The organism is Lysinibacillus sp. FSL K6-0102 (assembly GCF_038003545.1).
In the GTDB taxonomy this organism is placed as follows: domain Bacteria; phylum Bacillota; class Bacilli; order Bacillales_A; family Planococcaceae; genus Lysinibacillus; species Lysinibacillus capsici.
Genome location: NZ_JBBOPH010000001.1, coordinates 4,529,789 through 4,553,193, shown reverse-complemented (window position 1 = coordinate 4,553,193; position 23,405 = coordinate 4,529,789). Strand labels below are relative to the sequence as shown.

The window sequence follows — 23,405 nt, the reverse complement described above, 5'->3', positions numbered from 1 at the left end:
CAAAACATCATCATCATCACTAGTCTTGCTATCCTTATTAACTTATTAATATTGAATAGGAAGACTATTTCTCATGTAATCGTATAAATAAAGCTGATTTGAAGCTTTATCGCTATACGGTTTTTTTATTGCTCAAAAAATGAGGAGGAGATTATGATGAAAAAAATGGACTATCAGAATGTTCGAGGAACACAAGATTATTTACCAGAGCAAGAGGCTACTCGTCGTGTGATACGACGTACGTTAGAAGATACATTTATAGCCTATGGCTGCAAGCCGTTAGAAACACCTATTCTTAACTATACAGAGTTGATGGCTTCTAAATATGCTGGTGGTGCTGAGATTTTAGAGGAGATGTATACATTAACAGATCGAGGTGAGCGAGATTTAGCGTTACGCTATGATTTAACAATTCCATTTGCAAAAGTTGTAGCGATGAATCCAGCGATTGCTATGCCATTTAAACGATATGAGATTGGCAAAGTGTTTCGAGATGGCCCCATCAAGGCTGGTCGTTTTCGCGAATTTACACAATGTGATGTAGATATTGTTGGGGTAGAATCACAGGCTGCTGAGGCGGAGCTAATGATGATGGCGATAGATGCCTTTGATCAGCTTAAACTTAAAATTAATCTCCAATATAATAATCGCAAGCTTTTAGTTGGTTTACTGCAATTATTTGAGGTTGAACAGGAACAAATGAATCGAGTTATTTTAACATTAGATAAGATTGAAAAAATAGACGAGAAAACAATGCTCGCAGAATTGAAGGCATTGGGGTTATCAGATAATAGTATTCATAAAATAAAGCACTTTTTAGATGAACGTCCACAAATAAGTATGGCGTATTTTGAAGGATTCGCGACTGAGAATGTCTTTTTACAACAAGGTTTACAGGAATTAATGGAACTAACTTCTTATTTAGAGGCACTTGAAATAAGTGACCAATGTATTTTCAATCCATTTTTAGCGAGGGGACTTGAAATTTACACAGGAACAATTTATGAAATTTTTTTAGCAGATGGAACAATTCGCTCAAGTATTGGTAGTGGGGGACGCTATGACAATGCTATTGGTGGCCTTTTAGAGACAAATCAAACCTATGCTACTGTTGGTATTTCATTTGGTTTAGATGTCATCTATACAGCACTAGAGCTTTCGGGAAAAATAGAGCAAAACGCTCCTAGCGTGGATATTTATATTATTCCTCTGGGAACAGAAAAAGAGGCACTAAAGCTAGCAACTGCATTACGGCGAGAAAAATATAAGATAGAAGTTGAGCTAAGTGGGAAAAAAGTGAAAAAGGCGATGGAAAAAGCCAATCGTGAAAACACACCAAAGGTTATTGTATTAGGAGATAACGAGGTCAATCAAAATATGTATAAAATAAAAGATATGAAAAGCGGTGAGGAAGAAATCGTTGCATTTATCTTTTAAACACCATAGCATGAAAAAAACGGCTGATCCCACTCTATTATAGGATTTGAGCCGTTTTTTGGTTATTTTTTCGATTTAAAAACCAGTTTCCATATCAAGATGTTGATGAAGAAGAGCACAATGAAATATATAGTAGAGCCGTATGTTATCTGACTAGCTATTATATAGTGCAGCCCTACAAGTAAACCTAAAGGGAGCAATAACAAAAGAATCTTCCAGCCTTGCGCATCATTAACTTCATCATAGGGTTTGGTAAAGGGTAATTTGTTTGTCATCATGACGAAACAAAGGATGGTATATAACCAACTTGTTACCAAAACAGCTAGTAAATCAGGGATAATTCGAATACCATAAATATAGCTAAAGACTATACTTAGTACTAAAAATAACGGAGTATACAATTTAATTAAAAATGCCTTTAAGCTACCTTTTTGTAAATCTGTATAATCTTTAAGCGGTAGCGTTTTATAAATCCATGCAGCCTTATATTTAGCAGAGTGACCAAGCATAAGGACAGCGGATGGTATAATCATCATACTAAAATAGATATTTAAATAGCTCATACTACTAGCATAATCGACTTCTTCCCCTCTGCTAAAAGTAAACATGAAAATAAAGGGAATAATAAATGAAAAGCCTAAAGATGGGTAGACCTTTAGCTTAAACTCTCGCTCTTGCTTCATCATCAGAGCTGCGAAGCGATAGAAAGCTCGTTCCTCGTGTGTTCTACACACAATGGTTAATAAAAACGACTTTAGTCGATTGTTCTTTTCCTTTTTAGACTTACTTGTACTTAGCAGTTTTTGGAGATTGCGTTCAAAGGTTGGTATGAGTTTAATATAGATCCAAATCGAAATAATAGGTACAATCACTGCTAAGATGGTATAAATGACTGTCAATAAGGATGTATCACCATGCAGTATGAGTTCATAAGGGGCAGCGAACCACATCGGTATTAAGAAGAGGTTCCACCAATGAAACGATACTACCATATCTAAATTGACGAATTCAAAGGATCGAATAAGAACTTGGTAGCCAATCATCAGCATTAGAGATAAAGCGATTTGTACATAATTAATCATATCCTTCAGCTTTTCACCATCGAAGAAGCGTAAAATGGCAATATATAAAATGGCTGTGATGGCAACTATAAATAAATTCATTAATAGAATCTCAAGACCTGTTAAAATAAAAAACACAATACCTTGAGTAAAAAGGCTGACTATTAGAGGGATGGCTGTTAGGGCCAATGTTAAATAGGATAAATAAATAAAAATATGCATAAATTTTGCTGCATTAATTGTTTTAGCTGAAATAGGCTTAGTTGAAAGTATGCTTTTATCTCGTACATCTAAAAGCACAGAAGAAAAGTCAGAAATCAATGAAGTCATAATCAAAAAGATGATCATTGCAAAGGCGATACTCATCTGAAATAGAAAATTTTGACCAAATCCCATAAGCGGGATGAGTATAAGCCCGAATAACATATAAATCCATAGAGACTTAATGTAGCCATACTTTTGATTGTCTTTCTTTTTGTTTTGATTGAATAGGGTAGGTACTTTCCGTTCATCCATTGTTAATTTTATATGGAGGATTTTTCTCATCATGTCATAATCAATGCCCATTTTTATAAAAAGCCATCGGAACTTATCAAGCAATCGTAGCGTTTTGAAATCTGTCATAATTGTCCCCCACGAACGACGGACACAAATTTTTCTCCGATTTCCTGATGTTCATGAAATCCTGTTAACTGGTTAAAAATTCTTTCTAATGTTCCTTCAGTATTATCTGCTTGTAATTGGGCAAATGTTCCGTCCGCTGCAATTTTTCCATCATACAGCAAAATGATGCGGCTACTGATTTTTTCAACGACATCCATAATGTGTGATGAGTAAAATATAGTCTTTCCATTGGCAGCTAGTTGCGTTAAGATTTCTTTAAAAATCATGACACTGTTTGCGTCTAGGCCATTGATTGGTTCATCTAAAAATAGCAGGTCTGGATTATGTATAAGGCTTGCAATAATTAGTAGTTTTTGACGCATGCCTTTAGAATAGGAAGAAATTCTAGAATGGTATGCTTCACCAACTCCAAACAGTTCCATTAGTGATTTGGATTTGTCAGCCGCCTCCTCTAGCTCTAATCCATATAGCTGGCCGATGAAGGTTAAATACTCATAGCCTGTTAAGTTATCATAAACATCAGCGATTTCAGGGACGTAACCAATTCGCCGTTTATAATCAATTTGGTCTTGTCCTATGCTTTTCCCAAAGAGCTTAATTTCGCCACCAAAATCACCTTCTAGCCCTAGAATAAGTTTTACAGTTGTACTTTTACCCGCGCCATTGGGGCCGATATAACCGATGATTTCACCTCTAGCTGCGTGAAGGTCAATCCCTTTCAAAATTTCCTTGTTTCCATAACTCTTCGTTAAATTCGTAATTGTTAAAATCTCTTCCATTTTATAGCCCCTTTCAATTATTTTGGAAAATTAACCATAATTACACTATATCATATTAAAAGAGATAATATTCCTTATGCTAAAATGAAACCAGTTCAATCAAAAATAGAGAGATTTTCTTATATAAAGGGAAATTTAAAAACGAAATAGATTTATTATTTTAAGGTAAATACGCTTTATTTATAGTTGGCTTATTTCAAAAAAGTGAGGTGAATGACACATGAAAAAAATTGAAGTGGTATTGTCTGACTATAATCCAAATTGGGCTATCTTTTTCAATATAATTCGCCCAACATATACCCTGAAAAAAGAGCCTTTCATTCAAAAGGTGATTACTCAAGCTAAAAATGAAGGTTATGGAAAAAATTAAAAAAGCCATTCTAAAAAAAATTAGAGAATGGCTTTCTTCTATATAGTAGTCTATTTAGCAAGTTCAACAACTGTATCATAAAAAATATTAGTTGCTACAATAATATCCTCATCTGAACTGTATTCTAAAGGATTGTGACTAATACCATCCTTTGAACGGACGAATAGCATCCCAATCGGGGCAATTTCAGCTATATTCATTGCATCATGCCCAGCACCACTTATGAGAGAATAAGGACGTATACCTTGCTTTTCAATACTTGTAGTAAGTTGCTGTTGTAGTAAGGCATCGGTTTTTGCAGGCTTAATGCGCTGTAATACTTTAGAAGCCAATGAGACATGTCTTCGTTCAGCAATTTGTTGAAGCTGTTGCATAATTTCTTGCTCTAATGCACTTACTTTATTTTCGTCAATATCACGAAGATCAATCGAGAACGTAACTTTACCTGGAATAACGTTTGTCCCATTTGGGGAGACCGTTAGCTTACCAACCGTTGCAACGGAATCTGTTGTATTGGTTAATAGTTGCTCAATAGCTAAAATCATTTCACTTGCTGCAGTTAGAGCATCCTGACGAATCGGCATAGGGGTTGCACCAGCATGTTCACTGACACCCGTTACGGTTACCTCTAACCATAATGGGGCTGCAATACCTGTGACAACACCGACTGGTAGGTCTTCATTTTCTAACACTTTTCCTTGCTCGATATGCATTTCTAAATAAGCTTTTATGTCATTACGATGCACTTGTGTTAAAGGATAAGGTGATAAATGGAAATCTTTCATGGCTTCTTCGATGGAAATGCCAGCTTCATCTGTATGCTGTAATTGCTCCTCTGTTAAAAGACCAGCCATTGCACTACTGCCAAGGAGCCCAAAGCCAAATCTTGTTCCTTCCTCATCCTTAAAAGCGACAACTTGAATTTTTTTAGAGGGTATCAACTGTTGCTCATGCATAGTATGTACCACTTCAATAGCTGCTAGCACCCCTAATGCTCCATCATATTTGCCACCCTCTGGTACTGTATCGATGTGAGAACCTAGCATAATGGTTTCATTTCCTTCACCATATGTACCAATAAGGTTTCCAACTGCATCGATTGTGACATTCATACCTGCTTGTTCCATATAAGTTGTAACTAACTCAATTGCCTGCTTTTCTTCTGGTGTGAACGAGAAGCGGTTAATGCCACCTGTCTTTTCATTACGTCCAATTTGACTTAAGTCTTGAAGATGCTGTACGAGCCTAACTCCGTTAATCATGACATCACTCTTTCATTTGGAATTGGAAGTGGCACTGTCCTTCACGTAAAACAAATTGATCATGTACCACCTCTAGGCTTTTATTGTACCCTTTAGCAATAGAGGGGTCGATGACTTTACAATACAAAATTCCATATTTACCCATATCATCATCTGCCCATTGTTGACCTAATGGGCAGTGAGTAAACGTTTGTTCAACCTCATTTTCCTTATAAACTGTATCGATTTCAAACAAATCACTGCGACCCATATCATAGTTAGTTAAATAATGCTCCACGGAATTTTCTAGACCGTTTGTGCGAGCACGTTGAGCAATACCTTGGCCTCGCTTATGACCAAAACGCTCTACTGCCCGCATAATCACTTGTTCACCAGCTTCTCCATATTCATCTACAACTGGCTTGGCAATCTGTGCAAACATTTTAGAAAATCGAGCAAACGGTGTTAAATCAGCAAATTTCTCTTCACCTACAACGATTTGGGGTAAGTATTCAAAGAAAGTATGATTTTCTCCTTCTGCTGTTGCTTTTTTCGCCATGGCTTCAGCATCCTTTAAACCAAACGCCTCTAAGCCTTTTTGTACTAATCTCCGACCATGCTCTCCGTACTGCTCTGTAATGGAGAGATGTAATTCTGTAAACATTTTTGCGGTAATTATGTCCATAGATAAAGCCTTCATCATTAATCTTTCCTCTGCCATTTTATGAGCCCCCTCATTAACAATTCATATTGATTTACTTGGATTTTATTTTTATTATAGAGGTGGCTAGTAATTTAAATCAAATGAATATTTACACAATCAACTATGAAAAAAAATCATAAAAGGAGCAGAATAGCATGGCTACATTAGCACAATATATTGCTTTCCATACACTTATCGATACAGGAAATTTTACAGAAACAGGCTTAAAGCTCAATCTCACACAGTCTTCAATCAGTCATACGATTAGTAATTTAGAGGCAGAATTAGGGCTTTCTCTAATTATTCGAAACCGCAATAATATTGTTTTAACGAGTGAGGGGAAAATTGTTTACGAACACATCTCAAAAATATTGCAGCAACAACAGCAGCTTGAAACCTCTGTAGCAAATTTAAAAAATCTCATTGGGGGGACGTTATCGGTTGGTATTCTACCAAGTGTTTCTCTGGTCTTATTACCAAAGGTTTTAGCGTATTTCGAACAGCATCATCCAGACCTACAAATACGTTTGATGGAGGGAGATTATGATCAAATCGAAGAATGGCTTCATAATGGCGTTGTCGATATCGGTTTTTTAGTGCAACCAAATTCTAAACATCTTGTATTCGATGCGATTTTTAATGATGAGCTTGTTTGCATTATGGCACAGGAGCATCCATTGGCGAAGGAAGAGAGGCTCTCTCTAGAGCAATTGCAGGATGAACGCTGGATTATGCCTAAACGTACGATTGATAGAGATGTATCAAGGATCTTAGCTAAACATAAAATCCATCCCAATGTAGTCTATGAATTATCAGTTGACCAAGTCATTTTGACAATGGTCAATGAAAATTTAGGCATTTCTGTTGTGCCGAATTCGCTTTTACTACATGCACCAAGTAACCTGATTAGAAAAAAATTTTATCAAGCATATATTAGACAGGTTGGAATTGCACACAAACACAGTATTCATCTTTCTCCAGGAGCTTTAAAGTTTGTAGAAATATCGAAATACTTTGCCTCCTTTTTACAAAATTAGTTATTGACAATTAAAAAAACCCGAACTATTATCTGATAAAACCGATTGGGATTGTTTAGATTAATCAGATGGAGGACTTTGGGTATATGCATACAATTGTTTATGTTGAAATATTTATCTATTTACTCGCTATGCTAGGAGTAGGGATATACTTCAGTAAAAAAGATTTATCACATAATGATTACTTTCTAGGGGGAAATAAACTACCGGGCTGGGCGTTAGCCTTTTCTGAACGTGCAACGGGTGAATCCGCCTATATGTTTTTAGGGGCAATTGGCTTTATATATGTGGCTGGGCTGTCAGGCATTTGGATTTTATCTGGCATGCTTTTAGGGGTTGTTGCATCATGGCTATTTTTATCAAAGCGCTTTATGACAGAGCAACAAAAATATAAGGTGAATAGCCTAACAGATTATATTGCTGTTAAATTTCCAAAGCACGCAGATATAATTCGTTGGTTAGCTTCTGCAGTAATGGTGTTATTCTTTGTTTGCTATTTAGCAGCTCAATTTTCCGGGATGGGTAAAACGATTTATTCATTCTCAGGACTCAACATCACTTGGGGAACAATTATTATTGGAGCAATAATAATTGCCTATTCATGTATGGGAGGATTTATGTCCGTTGTTTGGACAGATACAATCCAAAGTTTTTTAATGCTGATCTCGTTTGTTATTGTTCCAATTGCAGCTTATATGGAAATTCAACATCAAGGTTTAAGCATTTCAACAGAGCTAGCTCAAATGGGCAATGGTGCGGATAGTTGGGTCGGAGGCTTAAATGGACTTGCCTTAGGGGCGATGTTATTTACAAATCTATCCTGGTTCTTTGGCTGGCTTGGGGGGCAACCTCAATTGAGCTCTCGTTTTATGGCTATTACGACTGAAAAAGAGCGAATTACTGGCCGTAATATGGCGATTATTTGGACATTAATTGTCTATGTGGGTGCCTTTTTATCTGCGATTTTCGCGTCCACTTTGTATAAGCAAGGTTCTATTGAAGATCCTGAAATGATATTGCCGCATATGGTATTTGAAATTTTACCACCTTGGGTTGCAGGAATTATTGTGGCTGGTATTTTAGCAGCTATTATGTCAACGGCTTCGTCTCAATTGTTAGTCATCACAACATCGATAAGTGAGGATATAATTCATAAAACATTACGTTGGAATATTTCTAGCAAAAAATTAGTTCACCTTTCGCGTCTAGTGGCTGTTATTAGTGGGATTGTGGGTATTATCATTTCACTCAAATCAGGTTCTGTAATTTATAGCTTAGTATCCTTTGCATGGGCAGGGATTGGCAATACATTTTCGGTTGTGATCCTTTTAATCTTTTTCTGGAAACGTGTGTCAGGCATTGGGGTTATTGCTACAATTATTGTCGGTTTTATTAGTGCGATTGTATGGTCCCTGTCACCTATGGAGGCTGTAGTGTCAGCCAAGGCAGCGACATTCTTTATTTGCTTAATTGTTGGAGTTGTGGTGTCCTTAGTATGTCCTGATAAAAAGGAAAACGGTCTGGATGATATTTTAAAATAATAATAAAACTCCTTTTTTGCTGATATATTTCTCAAAAGAGGAGTTTTCTTTTTATGCTTATGACCATATTGAAATATGATAGAAAGAAGAGCAACCACTCTAACAGGAAATTACATAATGTGTGGACCTTTTTGGTTATCAGGGTTTATGCAAAAATGAAGCAAGGGGGTTAGGAAGTGTTTAGTGATTTTAAGCTTATGGATGAACGACCAGTTTATGTACAATTGAAGGATTATGTTCAAGACATGATTGTCAAGGGGCATCTGTTGGAACATCAAAAGCTTCCATCTACCCGTGAACTTAGTAAGTTATTAGCGGTCAGTAGAAACACGGTGCTGAACGCATATGCCGAATTAGAGCTAGATGGCATCATCTATGCAGTGAAAGGAAAAGGGCATTTTATCGGAAAGGTTACTACATTGAAAACTTCTTCTATTGAAATAGATTGGAAACAAAGGCTGAATGAAACAACTTTATTAGCTGATGAAATTGATTTAATACGACAAGATATACACTGGAAAAAAGGCATGATTTCATTTACTAGTATAGCTCCAGAAGAAAAGCTTTTTGATGTTGAAAATTTCAAAAGGGCATTTCTCATAAGGATGTCCATTGAAGGAGATATTGTCTTAAACTATGGCTATGCCAAGGGCTATAAGCCCTTAATTGACCACCTTCTTAGCTATATGGAGATGAAAGGTGTGGACATTTCTAATAAAGATATTTTAATTACAAATGGTTTTACAGAAGGTCTAGATATTTTATTGTCCTCTTTAGCTAAAAAATCAGGGCGTGTACTATGTGAAAATCCTACACATCATGCAGCATTGAAGCTTTTCCGTTTGCATGGGTTAGACGTACATGGCATCGATATGCAAGATGACGGGATTGACATGGAACAGGTGGAAAAAACATTAGCAGATAAGGACTTTGATTTTGCCTATCTTATCCCGTCCTATCATAATCCAACAGGAATTGTCACTTCCTCCGAGAAAAGGAGTGCTATTTTTCAGCTTTTTTCCAAATATCAAATACCCATTATAGAAGATGGTTTTAATGAGGAATTAAGGTATTCAAGCCCACATTTGGCACCACTAATCGCTTTTAGCGGTATAGGTAATAACATTGTCTATATTGGTAGCTTTTCTAAAATTCTTTTCCCAGGCTTACGTGTTGGCTGGATTTTAGCAGATAGGGAGTTAATTGATAGCTTGGAAAGTATGAAAAGAGCTCGAACAATTCATACATCAACACTGGATCAGGCAGTGTTATATCAATATTTACAGGATGGTTACTTTGAAAAATATTTAAAGAAAGCAAGATTTGTTTACAAGAAAAAATATGAGCTTGCCCGTCAAGCTTGTATCCAATACATTCCCTATAGCAGGATAACAGGGGATGGGGGGCTTCACCTTTTTATAGAACTAAAAGAGGACGTAGATGCACGATTGTTGCTTGAGAAATGCTATGACAAGGGCGTTGTATTTTATCCAGGTGATGTATTTTATACAAATGGAAGAGGTAGTAATACATTTCGTTTAGGTTTTTCCCGTTTAGCAGATGACGATATTGTTCGAGGTATTCAAATTATTGGTGATACATTGAAAACGTTATGAGGAGTTGAAAAAATGAAGGTTGGCGTAATTATGGGTGGTACTTCCTCTGAAAAGCAGGTTTCCATCATGACAGGTAAGGAAATGGTCACTCAATTAGATAAGCAAAAATACGAAGTTGTGGCAATCACATTAGATAACAACAAAGAGGTAATTGACAAGGTAGGTGATATTGATGTGGCTTTGTTAGCACTTCACGGTAAGTTCGGGGAAGATGGTACGATTCAGGGGGTACTAGAAACGTTGGGTATTCCTTATACAGGAAGCGGTCTTCTAGCAAGTAGTTTGTGCATGGATAAAAATATGGCAAAAAAAATCCTTCGATATGAAGGTGTCGCAACTCCAGATTGGGTGCATCTCATAAAGGAAGAGGAGTTGCCCTTGCAGGATATAGAGCTTATGGGTTATCCACTTGTAGTTAAACCAAATGCTGGCGGCTCTAGTGTGGGTGTTCAAATTGTCCATGATCGGAGTGCCTTATTGGCTGCGGTTGCAGAAGTATTTAAGTGGGATAACGAAATCATTATTGAGCAGTATTTGATTGGTGACGAAATTACATGCCCAATACTCAATGAACAGCTATTGCCAGTCCTGTCAATCAAACATACAGCAGTATTTTTTGACTATCAGGCAAAATATGACGATGCTTCTACCGTGGAGGAGCCTGTGGAACTACCACTTGCAATTCATGACCGAGTGGCAAAGGCTGCGATGATCAGTTACAAGGCTTTAAGATGCAGTGTCTACGCAAGAGTAGATATGTTAATGAAGGATGGCGTTCCTTATGTGTTGGAGGTTAATACGTTGCCTGGCATGACGCAAAATAGCCTACTACCAAAAAGTGCCCTTGCTGCGGGGATCAGCTATTCAGCACTATTAGACAGCATTATCCAAAGCTCTTTACAGATTGATAGAAATAGGTAAATCGAAAAACAAAACCACCAATAGAATTTTTGTGAAAGGAGAAAATGAACATCCGTTCCAAGCTACTTCTAATTGGTTATTCGATCTTTACTGTTAGGATGAAAGATAAGGAAAAGACACTTTTGCACATGGTGATTTGAGTGACGCTGGCGGAACGGAAATCAACCCTTCGCTTTGCCAAAAGTTCTTTTTCTGCTAGTGAAATCTTTTTCAACAACATAAAACACCTTTTGTTGTTACCTACAAAAGGTGTTTTGATTGTTTTATGATTTTGCTAATTCAATAAAGCCTTCTCCGAAAACGTCCCTTACATCATGAATGGCAATAAAGGCGTCCTTGTCGACTTCTTTGACAATTTTTTTGAGCTTTACAACTTCTTGCTTACTAATAACAATATACAGGATTTCCTTTTGTTCCTTTGTATAATAACCATGACCTGATAGCACAGTTACCCCACGATTCATATAAGCAGTTACCTGTCCAGCAATGTCTTCAGGTTTTTTAGAGATAATGGTAACTGCCTTTTTAGGGTTAACCCCTTCAATAACAAACTCCATTACCTTTGTACCAACATACAGCATAACAATTGTTAGCATTAATGCCTCCGCACCAATGATAAAATAAGATGAAAAAGCAACAATTAAATCGAAGAATAAAAGTCCATAGCTAATACTCCATCCAAGATATTTGTTAGTGATTCTCGCTAAAATTGTAGAACCTGCTGTTGTACCACCAACTCTTATAATTAAGCCAATACCGACTCCTGCAAATACGCCACCAAAAATTGTATTGACGATAATCTCATCTGAAGAAATAGACCACGTTTCTGTTAAATGTAAAAATAAAGAGTGGAATGAGACCGCAATGATTGTATAAATTGTTGTTTGTCTATTTAAAAATTTATAACCAACGATAAGTAAAGCTGCGTTCATAACAAAGCTGACAATACTTGGCGACCATCCGAACAGATAATAAGCAATAATCGTTAAGCCTGTTACGCCACCTTCACCTAAATCATTAGGAATAACAAATAAGTTAACTGCTAGGGCAAAAAGCAGTGATCCAAGCATAATCATTAAAATATCGATAACATATTTCTTCATTCACATAACACCACCAAATCAAATTTTATTTTTCTTAAATTCCATACTATATCAGGTTTTCAGCAAATGATATACTTTTTGGAATGTTCATTTGTGATATATCGACAGTAATTAGTGTGTCTTTAGAGAGAACTTTGGAAACTTGACATATTATAGCCAGAATTTATAATAGTCGTAACAATGCTAGGAGGGTTATTAAAAAATGACACATGCTATGAGACTACGTTTCCCAATATTGAACCAGTAACTGAATAGGGCCAAACGCTGTTTTGTGAAAACAGAGTAAATGGGATAGTCTGTCCTTTTTTAATCATCTTCATAATCATGAGAAAAAAGAGACGTTTGTCTTACAATAAATCTCTTTTACTTTACATCACAGGCAAAGTTGTCTGTGTTTTTTTATTGAATGTAGGGAGGAAAGTGAAATGTATAGTCTATTATTCTTTTAATACGAGCTTTGATTAAAAGCTCGTATCGATACCATCGCTATCGGTACGGAATGATCAATTTCGGGAGGTAGCAAAATGGAAAAGGTTTGCTTTGAGTTAGAGAATGTAGTCGTTACTTATTTAGATAAAGAACTATTAAATATTGAAAAATTAGCTGTGCATCAATTTGACCGAATAGGAATCGTTGGTAAAAATGGTGCAGGTAAAAGTACGTTGATGAAGTTACTTGCTGGCAAGATACAACCAATAAGTGGGAAATTGAAAAGGCATGTTCATTTCGGATACTTTGAACAGATGGAGGCACCAACGTTAATAGAGGCAGATCCACAGTTATTAGGGAAATTAGCAGTACCTACGTATTCTGAAGGATTAAGTGGTGGAGAGCAAACAAGATTAAAGCTAGCACAATTATTTACTTCTTATGAGGAAGCTTTGCTTATTGATGAGCCGACAACACATTTGGATCAACTCGGCATCTCATTTTTATTAGATGAATTACGTTATTATTATGGGGCCCTCATACTCATTAGCCATGATCGTGCTGTACTAGATGAGCTGGTTACAACGATATGGGAGGTAGATGGTGGTAAGGTAACGATCTACTCAGGGAATTACAGCGAGTATGCCATGCAAAAGCAATTAGAGCAAGATCAACAAAATCAGGCTCATGAACAATACTTGAAAGAAAAGAGCAGGCTTGAAAAAGCTGTAGATGAAAAAATGAAAAAAGCTGAAAAAATTGCTCAGGCAGGCAATATGTCTAAAAGAGAGGCTAACGCTAAACCTAATCGTATGTTTATGACAAAGTCCAAAGGCACAAGTCAAAAAGCCGTACAGCGTGCAGCAAAAGCTATCGAACATCGGATAGGGAAGCTTCATAAAGCAGAAGCGGTTCAGGAAGAAAGAAAAATTGTTTTTCGACAATCAAAAGCCTTGGCATTGCATAATAAGTACCCCATTATGGCAGATCGATTCACTTTACATGCTCAAGATAAGGTACTATTACACGAGGTGAGCTTCCAAATCCCGTTAGGTAAAAAAATTGCGCTTAAGGGTAACAATGGTAGTGGTAAAAGTACATTACTAAAACATATAGCCAATAATGGTGAGGGTATAACTATTTCTCCAAAGGCTAAAATAGGTTATTTTCATCAGATGAGCTACCAATTTGCTGGTGAGGAAACAGTGCTACAATTTTTAAAGAATCGCTCTGAATATGATGAAAGTTTATTACGAAGCGTACTTCATTCCATGCAGTTTGCTGGCACTGATTTACAAAAGAAAATTACCACACTTAGTGGTGGTGAGGCCATACGCCTTCAGCTTTGTCAGCTATTTTTAGGAAATTATAATATTTTGCTGTTGGATGAACCAACTAATTTCTTAGATATTCAAGCACTCGAAGCCCTTGAACAATTTATAGCTGCTTATGAGGGAACAATAATCTTTGTCACACATGATAAAAATTTTATCGACAATGTAGCAGATATTCAGTTTACTGTTCATAATAAAAAAATACTTTAAGTGAAAAGGTGCGATTCCATTAGGAGAATCGCACCTTTTTTAGTGAATTTTTATTAGTAAGGAAGGTTAATGGAAAATTTCGGCGAAGGTGTAGATAGACAATATGAAAAAGGATGATGAATGATGATAAATACGGATGTGACGACGAAACTAAAAATCAATCAACCAGCCCATAAAGTATTTGAAGCCATTATTTCCCCTACTGAAATCGGTCATTATTGGTTTTCTAGCAGTTCCGAAAGATGGGCAGAAGGTAAAAGAATCACGCTTAAATATGAGGAGTATGGTGCAGAGGGTGTGATCACTGTGCTTGAAATGGAGATGAATAAAAAAATTGTGTTTGTTTGGGGAGAAGAGCATGGTGAAGTGACAATGGTTACCGTCTCTTTTGAAGAATCACAAAGTGAAACAATTATTACTGTTGTAGAATCTGGGTTAAATGCACATGACCCAGAAATTGTGACAAAAATGATGGGCCAAAAAGAGGGTTGGGTCTATACATTAACATGCCTCAAAGGATATTTAGAAAATGGGGTTAGCAATTTACGAGCTTCTCTAATTCATTAAGGAGGAGAGGTATGTCAACGATCGATATCATCGAGCAATTGGAGCTGAATTAGTTTGTGCTAAGAAGGGTTATTCGAGGTGAATCAAGCAAGGGATTCTGTATGCATACTTGTTGAAGTAATGCCTCCAGAAATAAAAACAGAAATAGCATTACGATTAAATAACCAGTCGTCTACAGTATTACAGCAATGGTTGTTAGAAGCAGCTGAGTGATGGAGGGATGAATATGAAAAAGTTGTATTGGATGATTGGCGGTGTTTTGGTTTGTATAGGTTTTGTATGTAGCATTATTTTTTGGAAGTTTCAAAAAGAAATCAAGAAGAACGATCCTGAATATATCGTGCAATTTATCAAGGAACATAAAGAGGATAAAAATATTTCCGTAGCCATTCAATATAATCAACAACATTGGGTGGAGCTAAACACCAAGGAACAGCTACCGTTAGCAAGTACGGTTAAAATAATCGTAGCCATCGCCTATGCGCAACAAGCAGCGGATGGCCGTATTAATCCTAAAGAGCAAGTAAATCTAAAGGAGTTAGAGGCATTTTACATTCCTAAAACAGATGGTGGCGCACATAAAGCATGGTTGGCGCAGTTAAACCTTCAGGGTGCAGATAGTGTACCTTTAAGTGAAGTAGCAAATGGCATGATTGCCTATAGCTCCAATGCAAATACGGAATATTTAATGCATGTATTAGACTTTCAAATAATTAATGATGTGCTTACACAGTTAAATGTAGAGGATCATGAACCTTTGTATCCAATTGTAAGTGCACTTTATATTCCCATTCACTTGATGGAGGAAAAAAATTTAACGAAAAAAGCAACATTAACTGCTTTGCGAAAAATGGATATGGTTGAATATCGTGAGCGTGCATTGGCTATTCATTCGAATTGGATAGAACATCCTTTAACAATTGAGGAGAAAACAAAAGCTCAAAAAATGCTCAATATGGATTTTCAAAAGATATGGTCTGATCGTTTAATAAGGGCCACAACAAGTGATTATATCTCTATTTTAGAAAAATTGAATGGTAAAAATTTCTTTAGCGCAGAAGTACATAAATATTTAGATCCCGTGTTGGAGCAATTGATGCAGAATCCTAGAAATCAAGCATGGTTAAAACATGCTGGTCAAAAGGGAGGATCGACTGCATTTGTGTTAACACTAGCAGCCTATGCGGAAGATAAAGATGGAAATCAAACAGAAATAGCCTTTTTCGCTAACAACTTAAATACAATGGAGCAGATTAAGCTCTCAAATAGTATGAATAGTTTTCAATTGAAATTTCTTACAGATGATAAATTTCGTAAGCGTTTGAAAGAGGAATTTTCCGAGTTGTGAGTTGCCCATAGATAAGGCAACTCATACTATTGACTACGCTCATCAATCAGTTTTTCAAGAAATTCTGAGAAAGAAGAGGCATATTCATAGATCATGTCATTCATTAAGTCATAGCACATAACTGGAAATTCGCCGTGTTCATCTTTAGACGAACGATCAAAGAAGTACAATTCGTCAGAGTCTGGAATAAATAAATCCAATCTATTCGGAAATTGTTTACACCACTCCTCGTCAGCCAAGTTAAGACGATGTATATAGAGAATATCATGATCATTGATGTCTCTGTATACTGGTGGACCGATTGAGAGAATAGATCCACCATTCAGCTGCCCATTGCCATAATTTTTTAACCACCAGCAATAGGATGGTGGTAATTCAAATCCTAACTCTGCTTCCACTTCTACAATCCATTCATGTTTAACAACGTGTCCAGAAAACCATTTAATTGCAGGAGTGCCTGCAAGTTTTTCTGTTAATCTAGCATACACTGTATCTACCTCCAGTCTCTATATAAAGATTACTCAATTAAGTCACACTACATGTGAGTACCTTCTTTCATTCAGCTGCATACTATAGCGTTATCATGCATGAGAGGATTGAGATAAATGTACCACCCTTATTACGGTAATTATCAATCGTATCATTACGGTTATCAACCTGTTTATTGGGCCTATCCAAATCAGGCAGAACGAGCGCCAAGAAGTAATGTCCAGAATGATTTTGGACCAACACCATTTGTTATCGACATTGAAGAGGCTACAAAGCGCAATAAAAATTATCGTACAGCATTGTGGACAGGGTCAAACTTACAAGTAACGGTGATGAGTCTTAATGTCGGAGAAGATATTGGTTTAGAAGTACACCCACATGTGGACCAATTCATTTGTATTGAGGAGGGGCATGGATTAACTCAAATGGGGCCAACTAGAGATTATTTAAACTATCAGAGACATGTCGCAGAAGATACGGCTATTATGGTACCAGCAGGAACATGGCATAATGTTACGAATACAGGGGATAAACCACTAAAGCTTTACACGATTTATGCGCCACCAAATCATCCATTTGGGACTGTACAAGTAACAAAGGCTGATGCTCTTGCTGGAGAAGCGGGTTATGGACAGCATGACTAGGGATCATAAAAGCGTGTTTTCATACAAAACATGCTTTTTTCTTGAATTATGATAGAATGTGTTTTAATTGCAGATAATAAAGGTCCTGAATGAAGGGTGATGAATGATGAAGTATTCAAAAGCAACAAATTATGCTTTACATACAATGGTGTTTTTAACACTCAATCCTAAAGGGAAATCAATGAGTGTAGAGTCTTTAGCAGAAATGCAAAAATTATCTCCAACCTATCTTTCCAAAATATTAACTAAGCTTGTGAAGGCAGGCTTAATTGAGTCAAACCCAGGTGTCAACGGTGGTTATCGAATTTCTAAGCGCCCCCATGAAATATCGTTTTTAGATGTGATATATGCAATTGAAGGACAAACCTCATTATTTAGCTGTTCCTCTGAACACGATCATTCCTTCCATCATCAAGGCTGTCTCATTGAACAAGTGATGGTGGATGCTGAAAATAATATGAAAGAAGAGCTTAGTAAGAAATTTATTATAGATATAGCTAATAAAATGGAATTAAAAGGATAGCAGCTGGAATAGGAACTAGGGTTTCGCCCCCTAGCTCCTTATTATTTTAATTGCATGAGTGCGCCAAAATATTGCTGTGCTGTCGTGAAGCAAATAAATGCTAGTAGCTCGCTAATCTCGGCTTCTGTTAAATAGTCCTTTAATACAGCCGTGACGTTGGGGGCGGTGTGCCCCTTAGCAGCTAAGAATGCTTCCGCAAAACCTGTGCATACTGCCGTTTTCTCATCATAGTTCTGGGGATCAGGCTTGCCTTTTGCCTGACAATACTGACAGCCATTTTTTTGAGCTAAAGTTTTTCGAACCTCTTCTTTTAATGAAGCGGATAGATGCCCGTCTTTTTCGAGTACCTCCCCCAACTGCTGCCAGTGCAGCTGAATTCCCTTGTTGTAGCCTAATAATTGTTGAAAGGGTGTTAAGCCCTTGTCATATAATTGAATAAGTGTCATCAATCATTCCTCCTTCTATTAATTAGTGTAAAATGTTCATAACGAAGTTAACATATCAATTCGAAGGGAAATATGATTGTTTTCCTTCAAAAAGAAGGGGTATTTACAAAATGGATTTCATTAACGAAATGATACTTAAAGAATTAAAAGAAGATAGTCGAATTTCTATGAGCGAACTAGGGAGAAGGGTTCACTTATCTGCACCAGCAGTTCGCGAAAGAATACGGCAATTAGAGGAACAGAACGTTATTAAGAGGTATACATTGGATATTAATAAAAAAGCATTGGGTTATCCAATTGACGCTATTGTTGAAGCGACAATCAAAAATAACCGCTATGCAGACTTTAAAGAACATCTGAAGGTTTATACAAATATAGACTTCTGCTATCGCATTTCAGGTGAGTCATGTTTTTTATTAAAGGGGCATTTTCAATCTTTTCCTGATGTAGAGCAGTTTATTGATGCATTACAACCATATGCACATACGAAAACTAACTTTATTTTTTCAGATATATGTGAGGACGTATAGATGAAGGGAGATATGTATGGAAATCAAATTATTTGTAGAAGAAATTGATGATTTAGTTCATTTATTAGTGCAAAATAAATGCTTGGGAAAATAAGATGGTACTGTGACAGATAGTATTGTCTATGGTGCTATTAAATATGATTGGGTAGTAGGGAAGTCGACACCAATAAGAATGGATGAAGTTCCATTTAAAGTGTTTGAAAGGAGTTTTTGCATGGAAAAAGACGTATTAAATGCCTTAAGAAAATCATGGTCCATTCAATCAAGTTCTAAATGGAGTGTGGACAACCCTGCAAAAGGACAATGTGGCGTCACTTCATTAGTTGTGCAGGATATTCTTGGCGGAGAAATTAGGAAGACATTTCTTGAGGAAGGCTGGCACTTTTATAATATTATTAATGGAGAAAGAAAGGATTTCTCCGAGGAACAATTTCCATATCTAATCGACTACCAAGATATTGATTCAAATAGGGTAGAGGCTTTTCAAGATACTAATGATAGTCAATATCGTTATCTAAAAACACAAGTTTATAAGCTTTTAGGGAAGGCAGAGAATTAATTATCTCTGCCTTTTTAATTTTCAAAACAAAGTTGTTGACGTTTATAAAAATATCGTGTTATTATTATCTCGAATTCAAGATATATAAATTCAAGATAAATGAATTCGAACCTTTAGCTTCGTTAGGAGGTATAATAATGGGGTTTTTTAATAAATTTTTTAGCTCAAAAAAAGAGGAGGAACAAACAATGGCAGAATTAAATATCGGTATTATTATTGGATCAACTCGTGAGGGGCGTGTAAGCCCTCAAGTAGCACAGTGGGTAAAGGAAATTGCAGATCAACGTGGAGATGCCAATTATACAGTGATTGATATTGCTGATTATAAATTACCATTATTAGGTGAGCCAGGACAGGATGCTTCAGGAGCACAAGGTTGGTCAGAAATTATTGCTAAACAAGATGGTTTTGTATTCATCGTACAAGAATACAATCACTCTATTACAGGGGCATTAAAAAATGCACTAGACTACTTACGTGTTGAATGGAATAACAAAGCAGCTGGAATCGTATCTTATGGTTCTGTTGGCGGTGCTCGTGCAGCAGAACATTTACGTGGGATTATGGGTGAGCTTTTAATCGCAGATGTGCGTGTTCATCCAGCACTATCATTATTCACAGATTTTGAAAATGGCACAGAATTTAAACCAAAAGAAGTACAAATAGATTCAGTAAACCAAATGTTAGATCAATTGATCCCATGGTCTAAAGCGTTGTATACAATTCGCTAAGCTTTTACAGATTGAGGTAGGTATAAATAGGGCATAGTATAGGTGAGAAATATAGTCATGAAAGGGCTTGTTAACATGAAAAAACATACAGCAGGTATACACCATATCACAGCGATCGTAGGACATCCGCAAGAGAATATTGATTTTTATGCGGGAGTATTAGGCTTACGTTTAGTAAAACAAACAGTAAACTTTGATGATCCGGGCACATATCATTTATATTTCGGTGACAAAGGTGGGAAACCAGGAACAATCATTACCTTCTTCCCTTGGCCTAATGCTTATCAAGGACGTATTGGTGATGGTCAGGTTGGGGTTACAACGTATGTTGTACCAGAAGGAGCACTGCCATTTTGGGTTAATCGCTTAGCGAAATACTCGATTCCTTTCCAAAAAGCTGAACGTTTTGGTGAGCAAGTCATTCAATTCGATGATCCACATGGTTTGCATATTGAACTCGTGGCACGTGCGAAAGGCGGGCACAACGAATGGTCATTTGGTGAAGTAACACCTGAGGTTGCTATCAAAGGATTTGGTGGAGCTACACTATTCTCAAGTCACCCTGAAGAAACTGCCAAAGTTTTAACAGAAGTAATGGGTCTTGAAAAGGTAGCGACGGAAGGTGACTATACGCGTTTTACTTCTAGTGCAGAGATCGGCAATACAGTGGATTTAAAAACAGTTGCAGGTCAAGGGGGCCAAATGGGTGTAGGAACTGTGCATCATATTGCGTGGAGAGCCCAAGATAATACAGATCATTTAGAATGGCAAGAGTATGTGATGAATCATGGACAACATGTAACAGAAGTAAAAGATCGTAATTATTTTAATGCGATTTATTTCCGTGAACCTGGCGAAATCTTATTTGAAATCGCTACAGATCCTCCTGGATTTGCTCATGACGAGACACCAGAGACAATGGGAAGCCAATTAATGTTGCCACCTCAATACGAGCAACATCGTGAACAACTAGAAAGAACATTAATCCCGATTAAAGTGCGTGAGCTTGATTAAGCGGGTTTGCAGGATCAAGCTAAGCTAAAGTTTGCGAGATTTATGAGATAGAACGTCCACAATAGATTTTCGCATTTTTTATTATTAGAAGGCGAAATGCTAATCAAAAATTGAGTGCACGTGCTATGGCATCTAAATAGTTCTGAATAGCCTGTTGACTTACTTTTGCTTCAGGCACAAAGACCTCAAAGCAATGGTAACTGCCAGGGTAGAGGTGGAATTCAACGTCCACTCCTGCCTGCGCAAGACGTGTTACATAATCAATGGTTTCATCACGAAATAAATCAAGTTGGCCAATACATATATAGGTTGACGGTAATCCTGCAAAGTTTTCAGCTCTTGCAGGGACCGCATACGGAGAACGGGCATTGATGTCCTTTTCCTCTCCTAAGTACAAATGCCAAGCAGTCAAATTATTTGTTCTACTCCATGTTGCATGATCATCAATAATCTCATAGCTGGAAGGTGTTACATTTCGGTTATCAAGCATCGGATACAGTGGCATCTGGAATATAATTGATGGTCCTCCTTTATCACGAGCCATTAATGCAAGTGCTGCTGTTAATCCTCCTCCACCGCTTGCTCCAGCAATTGCCACCCGTTTGACATCGATACCAAGTGATTGGTGCTCATTAGTCATCCAAACTAATCCAGCATAACAATCTTCAATTGCCGCTGGGTAGGGATGTTCAGGCGCTAGTCGGTAATCAATGGATACGACAACGCAGTTAGCTGTCTCAACAAAGCGTTCACATAAAACATCATCCATATCAGGGTGCCCCATGACAAAGCCACCTCCGTGAATCCAAAGCATAGCTGGAAGTTTATCCTGTTCCCGTTTAGCTGGTTCATAGATTTTAACTAGCATTTCGTCCCCATCACCTCTAGGAATCATACAGTTGGTCGTAAGTACATCTTCTGATTTTTTTGAAGGTGGATTGGACAAGAGACCTCGACTCCAAGTTAAATCTTCCTCCAATCGAAAGCCAGGAAATTCTGAGTAAGCCTGCCTTAATTCTGGTAAAATTCGGTTAATGATGGTCATATATACTCCTCCTGTTGAATAATGAATCTTAAAGAAATGGCTTTCCTTCTAGAGCCATTTCAGCTTCCCATTTAGCGACTTCATCACGTACACGGGGAGCAACTTCTGTTCCAAGTAGTTCTATAGCTTGCATGACTTGATCATGCGGCATGGTACTTAAAGGAACGTATAGCATAAACCGTGTAATTCCTACATGCTTACGAAGATGAATAATTTTTTCAGCAACTGTATCTGGATCACCAACATATAATGCTCCTTCAAAGCTTCTTGCAGCATCATAACTAGAACGGTCATAATAAGGCCAGCCTCTTTCCTTGCCTAATTTATTCATACCAGTCATTGTTGATGGGAAAAATGTGTCTGCTGCCCATTCCGTATTCGGTCCAACGAAACCTATTGAATGAGAACCTACCTGAAGTTTTGATAAATCATGACCTGCATGAAGTGCTGCCTTTTTATATAGCTGTACAATCGGTGCAAATTGCATTGGGCTGCCACCAATTATTGCTAGCATAAGGGGTAATCCTAAAAGGCCCGCACGCATAGCAGATTGTTGATTTCCTCCACTAGCCACCCAGATTGGGAGAGATTTTTGAACAGGTCTAGGATACACACCTAAATGATTGATTGCTGGACGATGTCTACCTTCCCAAACTACTTTCTCAGACTGACGAATGCTAAGTAGTAAGTCTAAATGTTCCTCAAATAATTCATCATAATCATGTAAATCGTAGCCAAATAAGGGGAAGGATTCGATAAAAGAACCACGACCTGCCATGATCTCTGCACGTCCATTTGATAGTCCATCCAATGTGGCAAAATCCTGAAAAACACGCACAGGATCTGCCGAAGAAAGGACAGTTACAGCACTTGTGAGTCGAATGTTTTTCGTTTGAGAAGCAGCAGCAGATAGCACCATTGCTGGAGAAGAGGCGGCATAGTCTTCACGATGATGCTCACCAATGCCAAAGACATCCAATCCTACTTGATCTGCAAGAATGATTTCTTCTACTACTTCACGTAAACGCTGTGCATGACTAATTATTTCACCACTGTGAACATCTGGTTTTGTTTCTACGAAAGAAGTAATTCCTATTTCCATT

General features: G+C 37.2%; 25 protein-coding genes and 1 pseudogene. 17 read left to right on the top strand and 9 right to left on the bottom strand.

From position 1 onward, the window contains the following. Nucleotides 1-156: 156 nt before the first annotated feature. A complete protein-coding gene (locus tag NYE73_RS23150) occupies nucleotides 157-1,437 on the top strand; it encodes a histidine--tRNA ligase (RefSeq protein ID WP_259950475.1) in 1,281 nt (426 codons plus the stop codon). A gap of 62 nt (nucleotides 1,438-1,499) precedes the next feature. Here NYE73_RS23150 and NYE73_RS23145 read toward each other — a convergent pair whose 3' ends face one another. Beyond that, nucleotides 1,500-3,122 carry a hypothetical protein gene (locus NYE73_RS23145; protein ID WP_066037933.1) on the bottom strand — a complete coding sequence of 541 codons (1,623 nt, stop codon included), beginning with the start codon at nucleotides 3,120-3,122 and terminating at the stop codon, nucleotides 1,500-1,502. Beyond that, entirely contained in the window at nucleotides 3,119-3,901 is a 783-nt protein-coding gene (locus tag NYE73_RS23140; RefSeq protein WP_054549707.1) for an ABC transporter ATP-binding protein, read from the bottom strand. The genes NYE73_RS23145 and NYE73_RS23140 overlap by 4 nt, the downstream gene beginning before the upstream one ends. A 220-nt stretch (nucleotides 3,902-4,121) precedes the next feature. On the opposite strand from NYE73_RS23140, the gene NYE73_RS23135 reads away from it, so the two are divergent. Next, a complete protein-coding gene (locus tag NYE73_RS23135) occupies nucleotides 4,122-4,271 on the top strand; it encodes a hypothetical protein (RefSeq protein ID WP_155483378.1) in 150 nt (49 codons plus the stop codon). 50 nt (nucleotides 4,272-4,321) lie between these two features. Here NYE73_RS23135 and NYE73_RS23130 read toward each other — a convergent pair whose 3' ends face one another. Next, a complete protein-coding gene (locus NYE73_RS23130; protein ID WP_054549706.1) occupies nucleotides 4,322-5,533 on the bottom strand; it encodes a Zn-dependent hydrolase in 1,212 nt (403 codons plus the stop codon). Between the two features lie 4 nt (nucleotides 5,534-5,537). Next, complete coding sequence (locus NYE73_RS23125; protein WP_048393979.1) at nucleotides 5,538-6,233, bottom strand: L-2-amino-thiazoline-4-carboxylic acid hydrolase; 696 nt, start codon at nucleotides 6,231-6,233, stop codon at nucleotides 5,538-5,540. Nucleotides 6,234-6,370: 137 nt separating this feature from the next. Between NYE73_RS23125 and NYE73_RS23120 the strand changes: the two genes are divergently transcribed. From NYE73_RS23120 to NYE73_RS23105, 4 genes are all read left to right on the top strand, one after another. Continuing rightward, nucleotides 6,371-7,252, top strand: a complete 882-nt coding sequence (locus tag NYE73_RS23120) for a LysR family transcriptional regulator (protein ID WP_048393981.1) — start codon at nucleotides 6,371-6,373, stop codon at nucleotides 7,250-7,252. Nucleotides 7,253-7,338: 86 nt separating this feature from the next. After that, entirely contained in the window at nucleotides 7,339-8,793 is a 1,455-nt protein-coding gene (locus NYE73_RS23115; protein WP_054549704.1) for a sodium/proline symporter, read from the top strand. A 176-nt stretch (nucleotides 8,794-8,969) separates the two neighbouring features. Continuing rightward, nucleotides 8,970-10,409 carry a MocR-like pyridoxine biosynthesis transcription factor PdxR gene (pdxR, locus tag NYE73_RS23110; protein ID WP_259950479.1) on the top strand — a complete coding sequence of 480 codons (1,440 nt, stop codon included), beginning with the start codon at nucleotides 8,970-8,972 and terminating at the stop codon, nucleotides 10,407-10,409. Nucleotides 10,410-10,421: 12 nt separating this feature from the next. After that, the gene (locus tag NYE73_RS23105) at nucleotides 10,422-11,330 is read left to right on the top strand and encodes a D-alanine--D-alanine ligase (protein WP_048393986.1); all 909 of its coding nucleotides are present in this window, start codon (nucleotides 10,422-10,424) and stop codon (nucleotides 11,328-11,330) included. 263 nt (nucleotides 11,331-11,593) lie between these two features. On the opposite strand, the gene NYE73_RS23100 is transcribed toward NYE73_RS23105, so the two are convergent. Beyond that, complete coding sequence (locus NYE73_RS23100) at nucleotides 11,594-12,433, bottom strand: YitT family protein (RefSeq protein WP_036079667.1); 840 nt, start codon at nucleotides 12,431-12,433, stop codon at nucleotides 11,594-11,596. 202 nt (nucleotides 12,434-12,635) lie between these two features. Between NYE73_RS23100 and NYE73_RS24745 the strand changes: the two genes are divergently transcribed. The 5 genes and pseudogenes from NYE73_RS24745 to NYE73_RS23080 all read left to right on the top strand — a co-directional run bounded on the left by NYE73_RS24745 (nucleotide 12,636) and on the right by NYE73_RS23080 (nucleotide 16,321). Further along, on the top strand, nucleotides 12,636-12,680 hold the full coding sequence (locus tag NYE73_RS24745; protein ID WP_115364072.1) for an erythromycin resistance leader peptide: 45 nt from the start codon (nucleotides 12,636-12,638) through the stop codon (nucleotides 12,678-12,680). A 277-nt stretch (nucleotides 12,681-12,957) separates the two neighbouring features. Next, on the top strand, nucleotides 12,958-14,406 hold the full coding sequence (locus NYE73_RS23095; protein WP_066037937.1) for an Msr family ABC-F type ribosomal protection protein: 1,449 nt from the start codon (nucleotides 12,958-12,960) through the stop codon (nucleotides 14,404-14,406). Nucleotides 14,407-14,529: 123 nt separating this feature from the next. Beyond that, the gene (locus tag NYE73_RS23090) at nucleotides 14,530-14,973 is read left to right on the top strand and encodes an SRPBCC family protein (protein WP_054549700.1); all 444 of its coding nucleotides are present in this window, start codon (nucleotides 14,530-14,532) and stop codon (nucleotides 14,971-14,973) included. Between the two features lie 75 nt (nucleotides 14,974-15,048). After that, nucleotides 15,049-15,186: pseudogene (locus NYE73_RS23085) on the top strand (DUF4303 domain-containing protein); the annotation flags it as partial. 13 nt (nucleotides 15,187-15,199) lie between these two features. Then, nucleotides 15,200-16,321, top strand: a complete 1,122-nt coding sequence (locus NYE73_RS23080) for a serine hydrolase (RefSeq protein ID WP_103118968.1) — start codon at nucleotides 15,200-15,202, stop codon at nucleotides 16,319-16,321. Between the two features lie 26 nt (nucleotides 16,322-16,347). Here the strand turns inward: NYE73_RS23080 and NYE73_RS23075 are convergent, their stop codons facing one another. Further along, nucleotides 16,348-16,809, bottom strand: coding sequence for an SMI1/KNR4 family protein (locus NYE73_RS23075; RefSeq protein WP_103118967.1), 462 nt, complete (start codon nucleotides 16,807-16,809; stop codon nucleotides 16,348-16,350). A gap of 117 nt (nucleotides 16,810-16,926) precedes the next feature. On the opposite strand from NYE73_RS23075, the gene NYE73_RS23070 reads away from it, so the two are divergent. Next, nucleotides 16,927-17,454 carry a cupin domain-containing protein gene (locus NYE73_RS23070; RefSeq protein WP_048393994.1) on the top strand — a complete coding sequence of 176 codons (528 nt, stop codon included), beginning with the start codon at nucleotides 16,927-16,929 and terminating at the stop codon, nucleotides 17,452-17,454. A 103-nt stretch (nucleotides 17,455-17,557) separates the two neighbouring features. After that, nucleotides 17,558-17,977, top strand: a complete 420-nt coding sequence (locus tag NYE73_RS23065; RefSeq protein WP_054549697.1) for an Rrf2 family transcriptional regulator — start codon at nucleotides 17,558-17,560, stop codon at nucleotides 17,975-17,977. 41 nt (nucleotides 17,978-18,018) lie between these two features. Here NYE73_RS23065 and NYE73_RS23060 read toward each other — a convergent pair whose 3' ends face one another. Then, nucleotides 18,019-18,423, bottom strand: coding sequence for a carboxymuconolactone decarboxylase family protein (locus NYE73_RS23060; protein WP_048393996.1), 405 nt, complete (start codon nucleotides 18,421-18,423; stop codon nucleotides 18,019-18,021). A gap of 110 nt (nucleotides 18,424-18,533) precedes the next feature. On the opposite strand from NYE73_RS23060, the gene NYE73_RS23055 reads away from it, so the two are divergent. From NYE73_RS23055 to NYE73_RS23040, 4 genes are all read left to right on the top strand, one after another. After that, nucleotides 18,534-18,953 carry an Lrp/AsnC family transcriptional regulator gene (locus NYE73_RS23055; RefSeq protein WP_054549696.1) on the top strand — a complete coding sequence of 140 codons (420 nt, stop codon included), beginning with the start codon at nucleotides 18,534-18,536 and terminating at the stop codon, nucleotides 18,951-18,953. 214 nt (nucleotides 18,954-19,167) lie between these two features. Beyond that, nucleotides 19,168-19,512 (top strand): YunG family protein, encoded by a 345-nt coding sequence (locus tag NYE73_RS23050; protein WP_048393998.1) that lies wholly within the window; start codon nucleotides 19,168-19,170, stop codon nucleotides 19,510-19,512. Between the two features lie 137 nt (nucleotides 19,513-19,649). Beyond that, nucleotides 19,650-20,243 (top strand): NADPH-dependent FMN reductase, encoded by a 594-nt coding sequence (locus tag NYE73_RS23045; RefSeq protein ID WP_112116841.1) that lies wholly within the window; start codon nucleotides 19,650-19,652, stop codon nucleotides 20,241-20,243. A gap of 75 nt (nucleotides 20,244-20,318) precedes the next feature. After that, nucleotides 20,319-21,257: a ring-cleaving dioxygenase gene (locus NYE73_RS23040; protein ID WP_054549741.1), complete on the top strand. Its 939-nt coding sequence runs from the start codon at nucleotides 20,319-20,321 to the stop codon at nucleotides 21,255-21,257. 103 nt (nucleotides 21,258-21,360) lie between these two features. Here NYE73_RS23040 and NYE73_RS23035 read toward each other — a convergent pair whose 3' ends face one another. Both NYE73_RS23035 and NYE73_RS23030 read right to left on the bottom strand, forming a co-directional pair. Continuing rightward, the gene (locus NYE73_RS23035) at nucleotides 21,361-22,302 is read right to left on the bottom strand and encodes an alpha/beta hydrolase (RefSeq protein ID WP_259950485.1); all 942 of its coding nucleotides are present in this window, start codon (nucleotides 22,300-22,302) and stop codon (nucleotides 21,361-21,363) included. 28 nt (nucleotides 22,303-22,330) lie between these two features. Continuing rightward, nucleotides 22,331-23,404, bottom strand: a complete 1,074-nt coding sequence (locus tag NYE73_RS23030; protein ID WP_048394002.1) for an LLM class flavin-dependent oxidoreductase — start codon at nucleotides 23,402-23,404, stop codon at nucleotides 22,331-22,333. Nucleotide 23,405 lies beyond the last annotated feature (1 nt).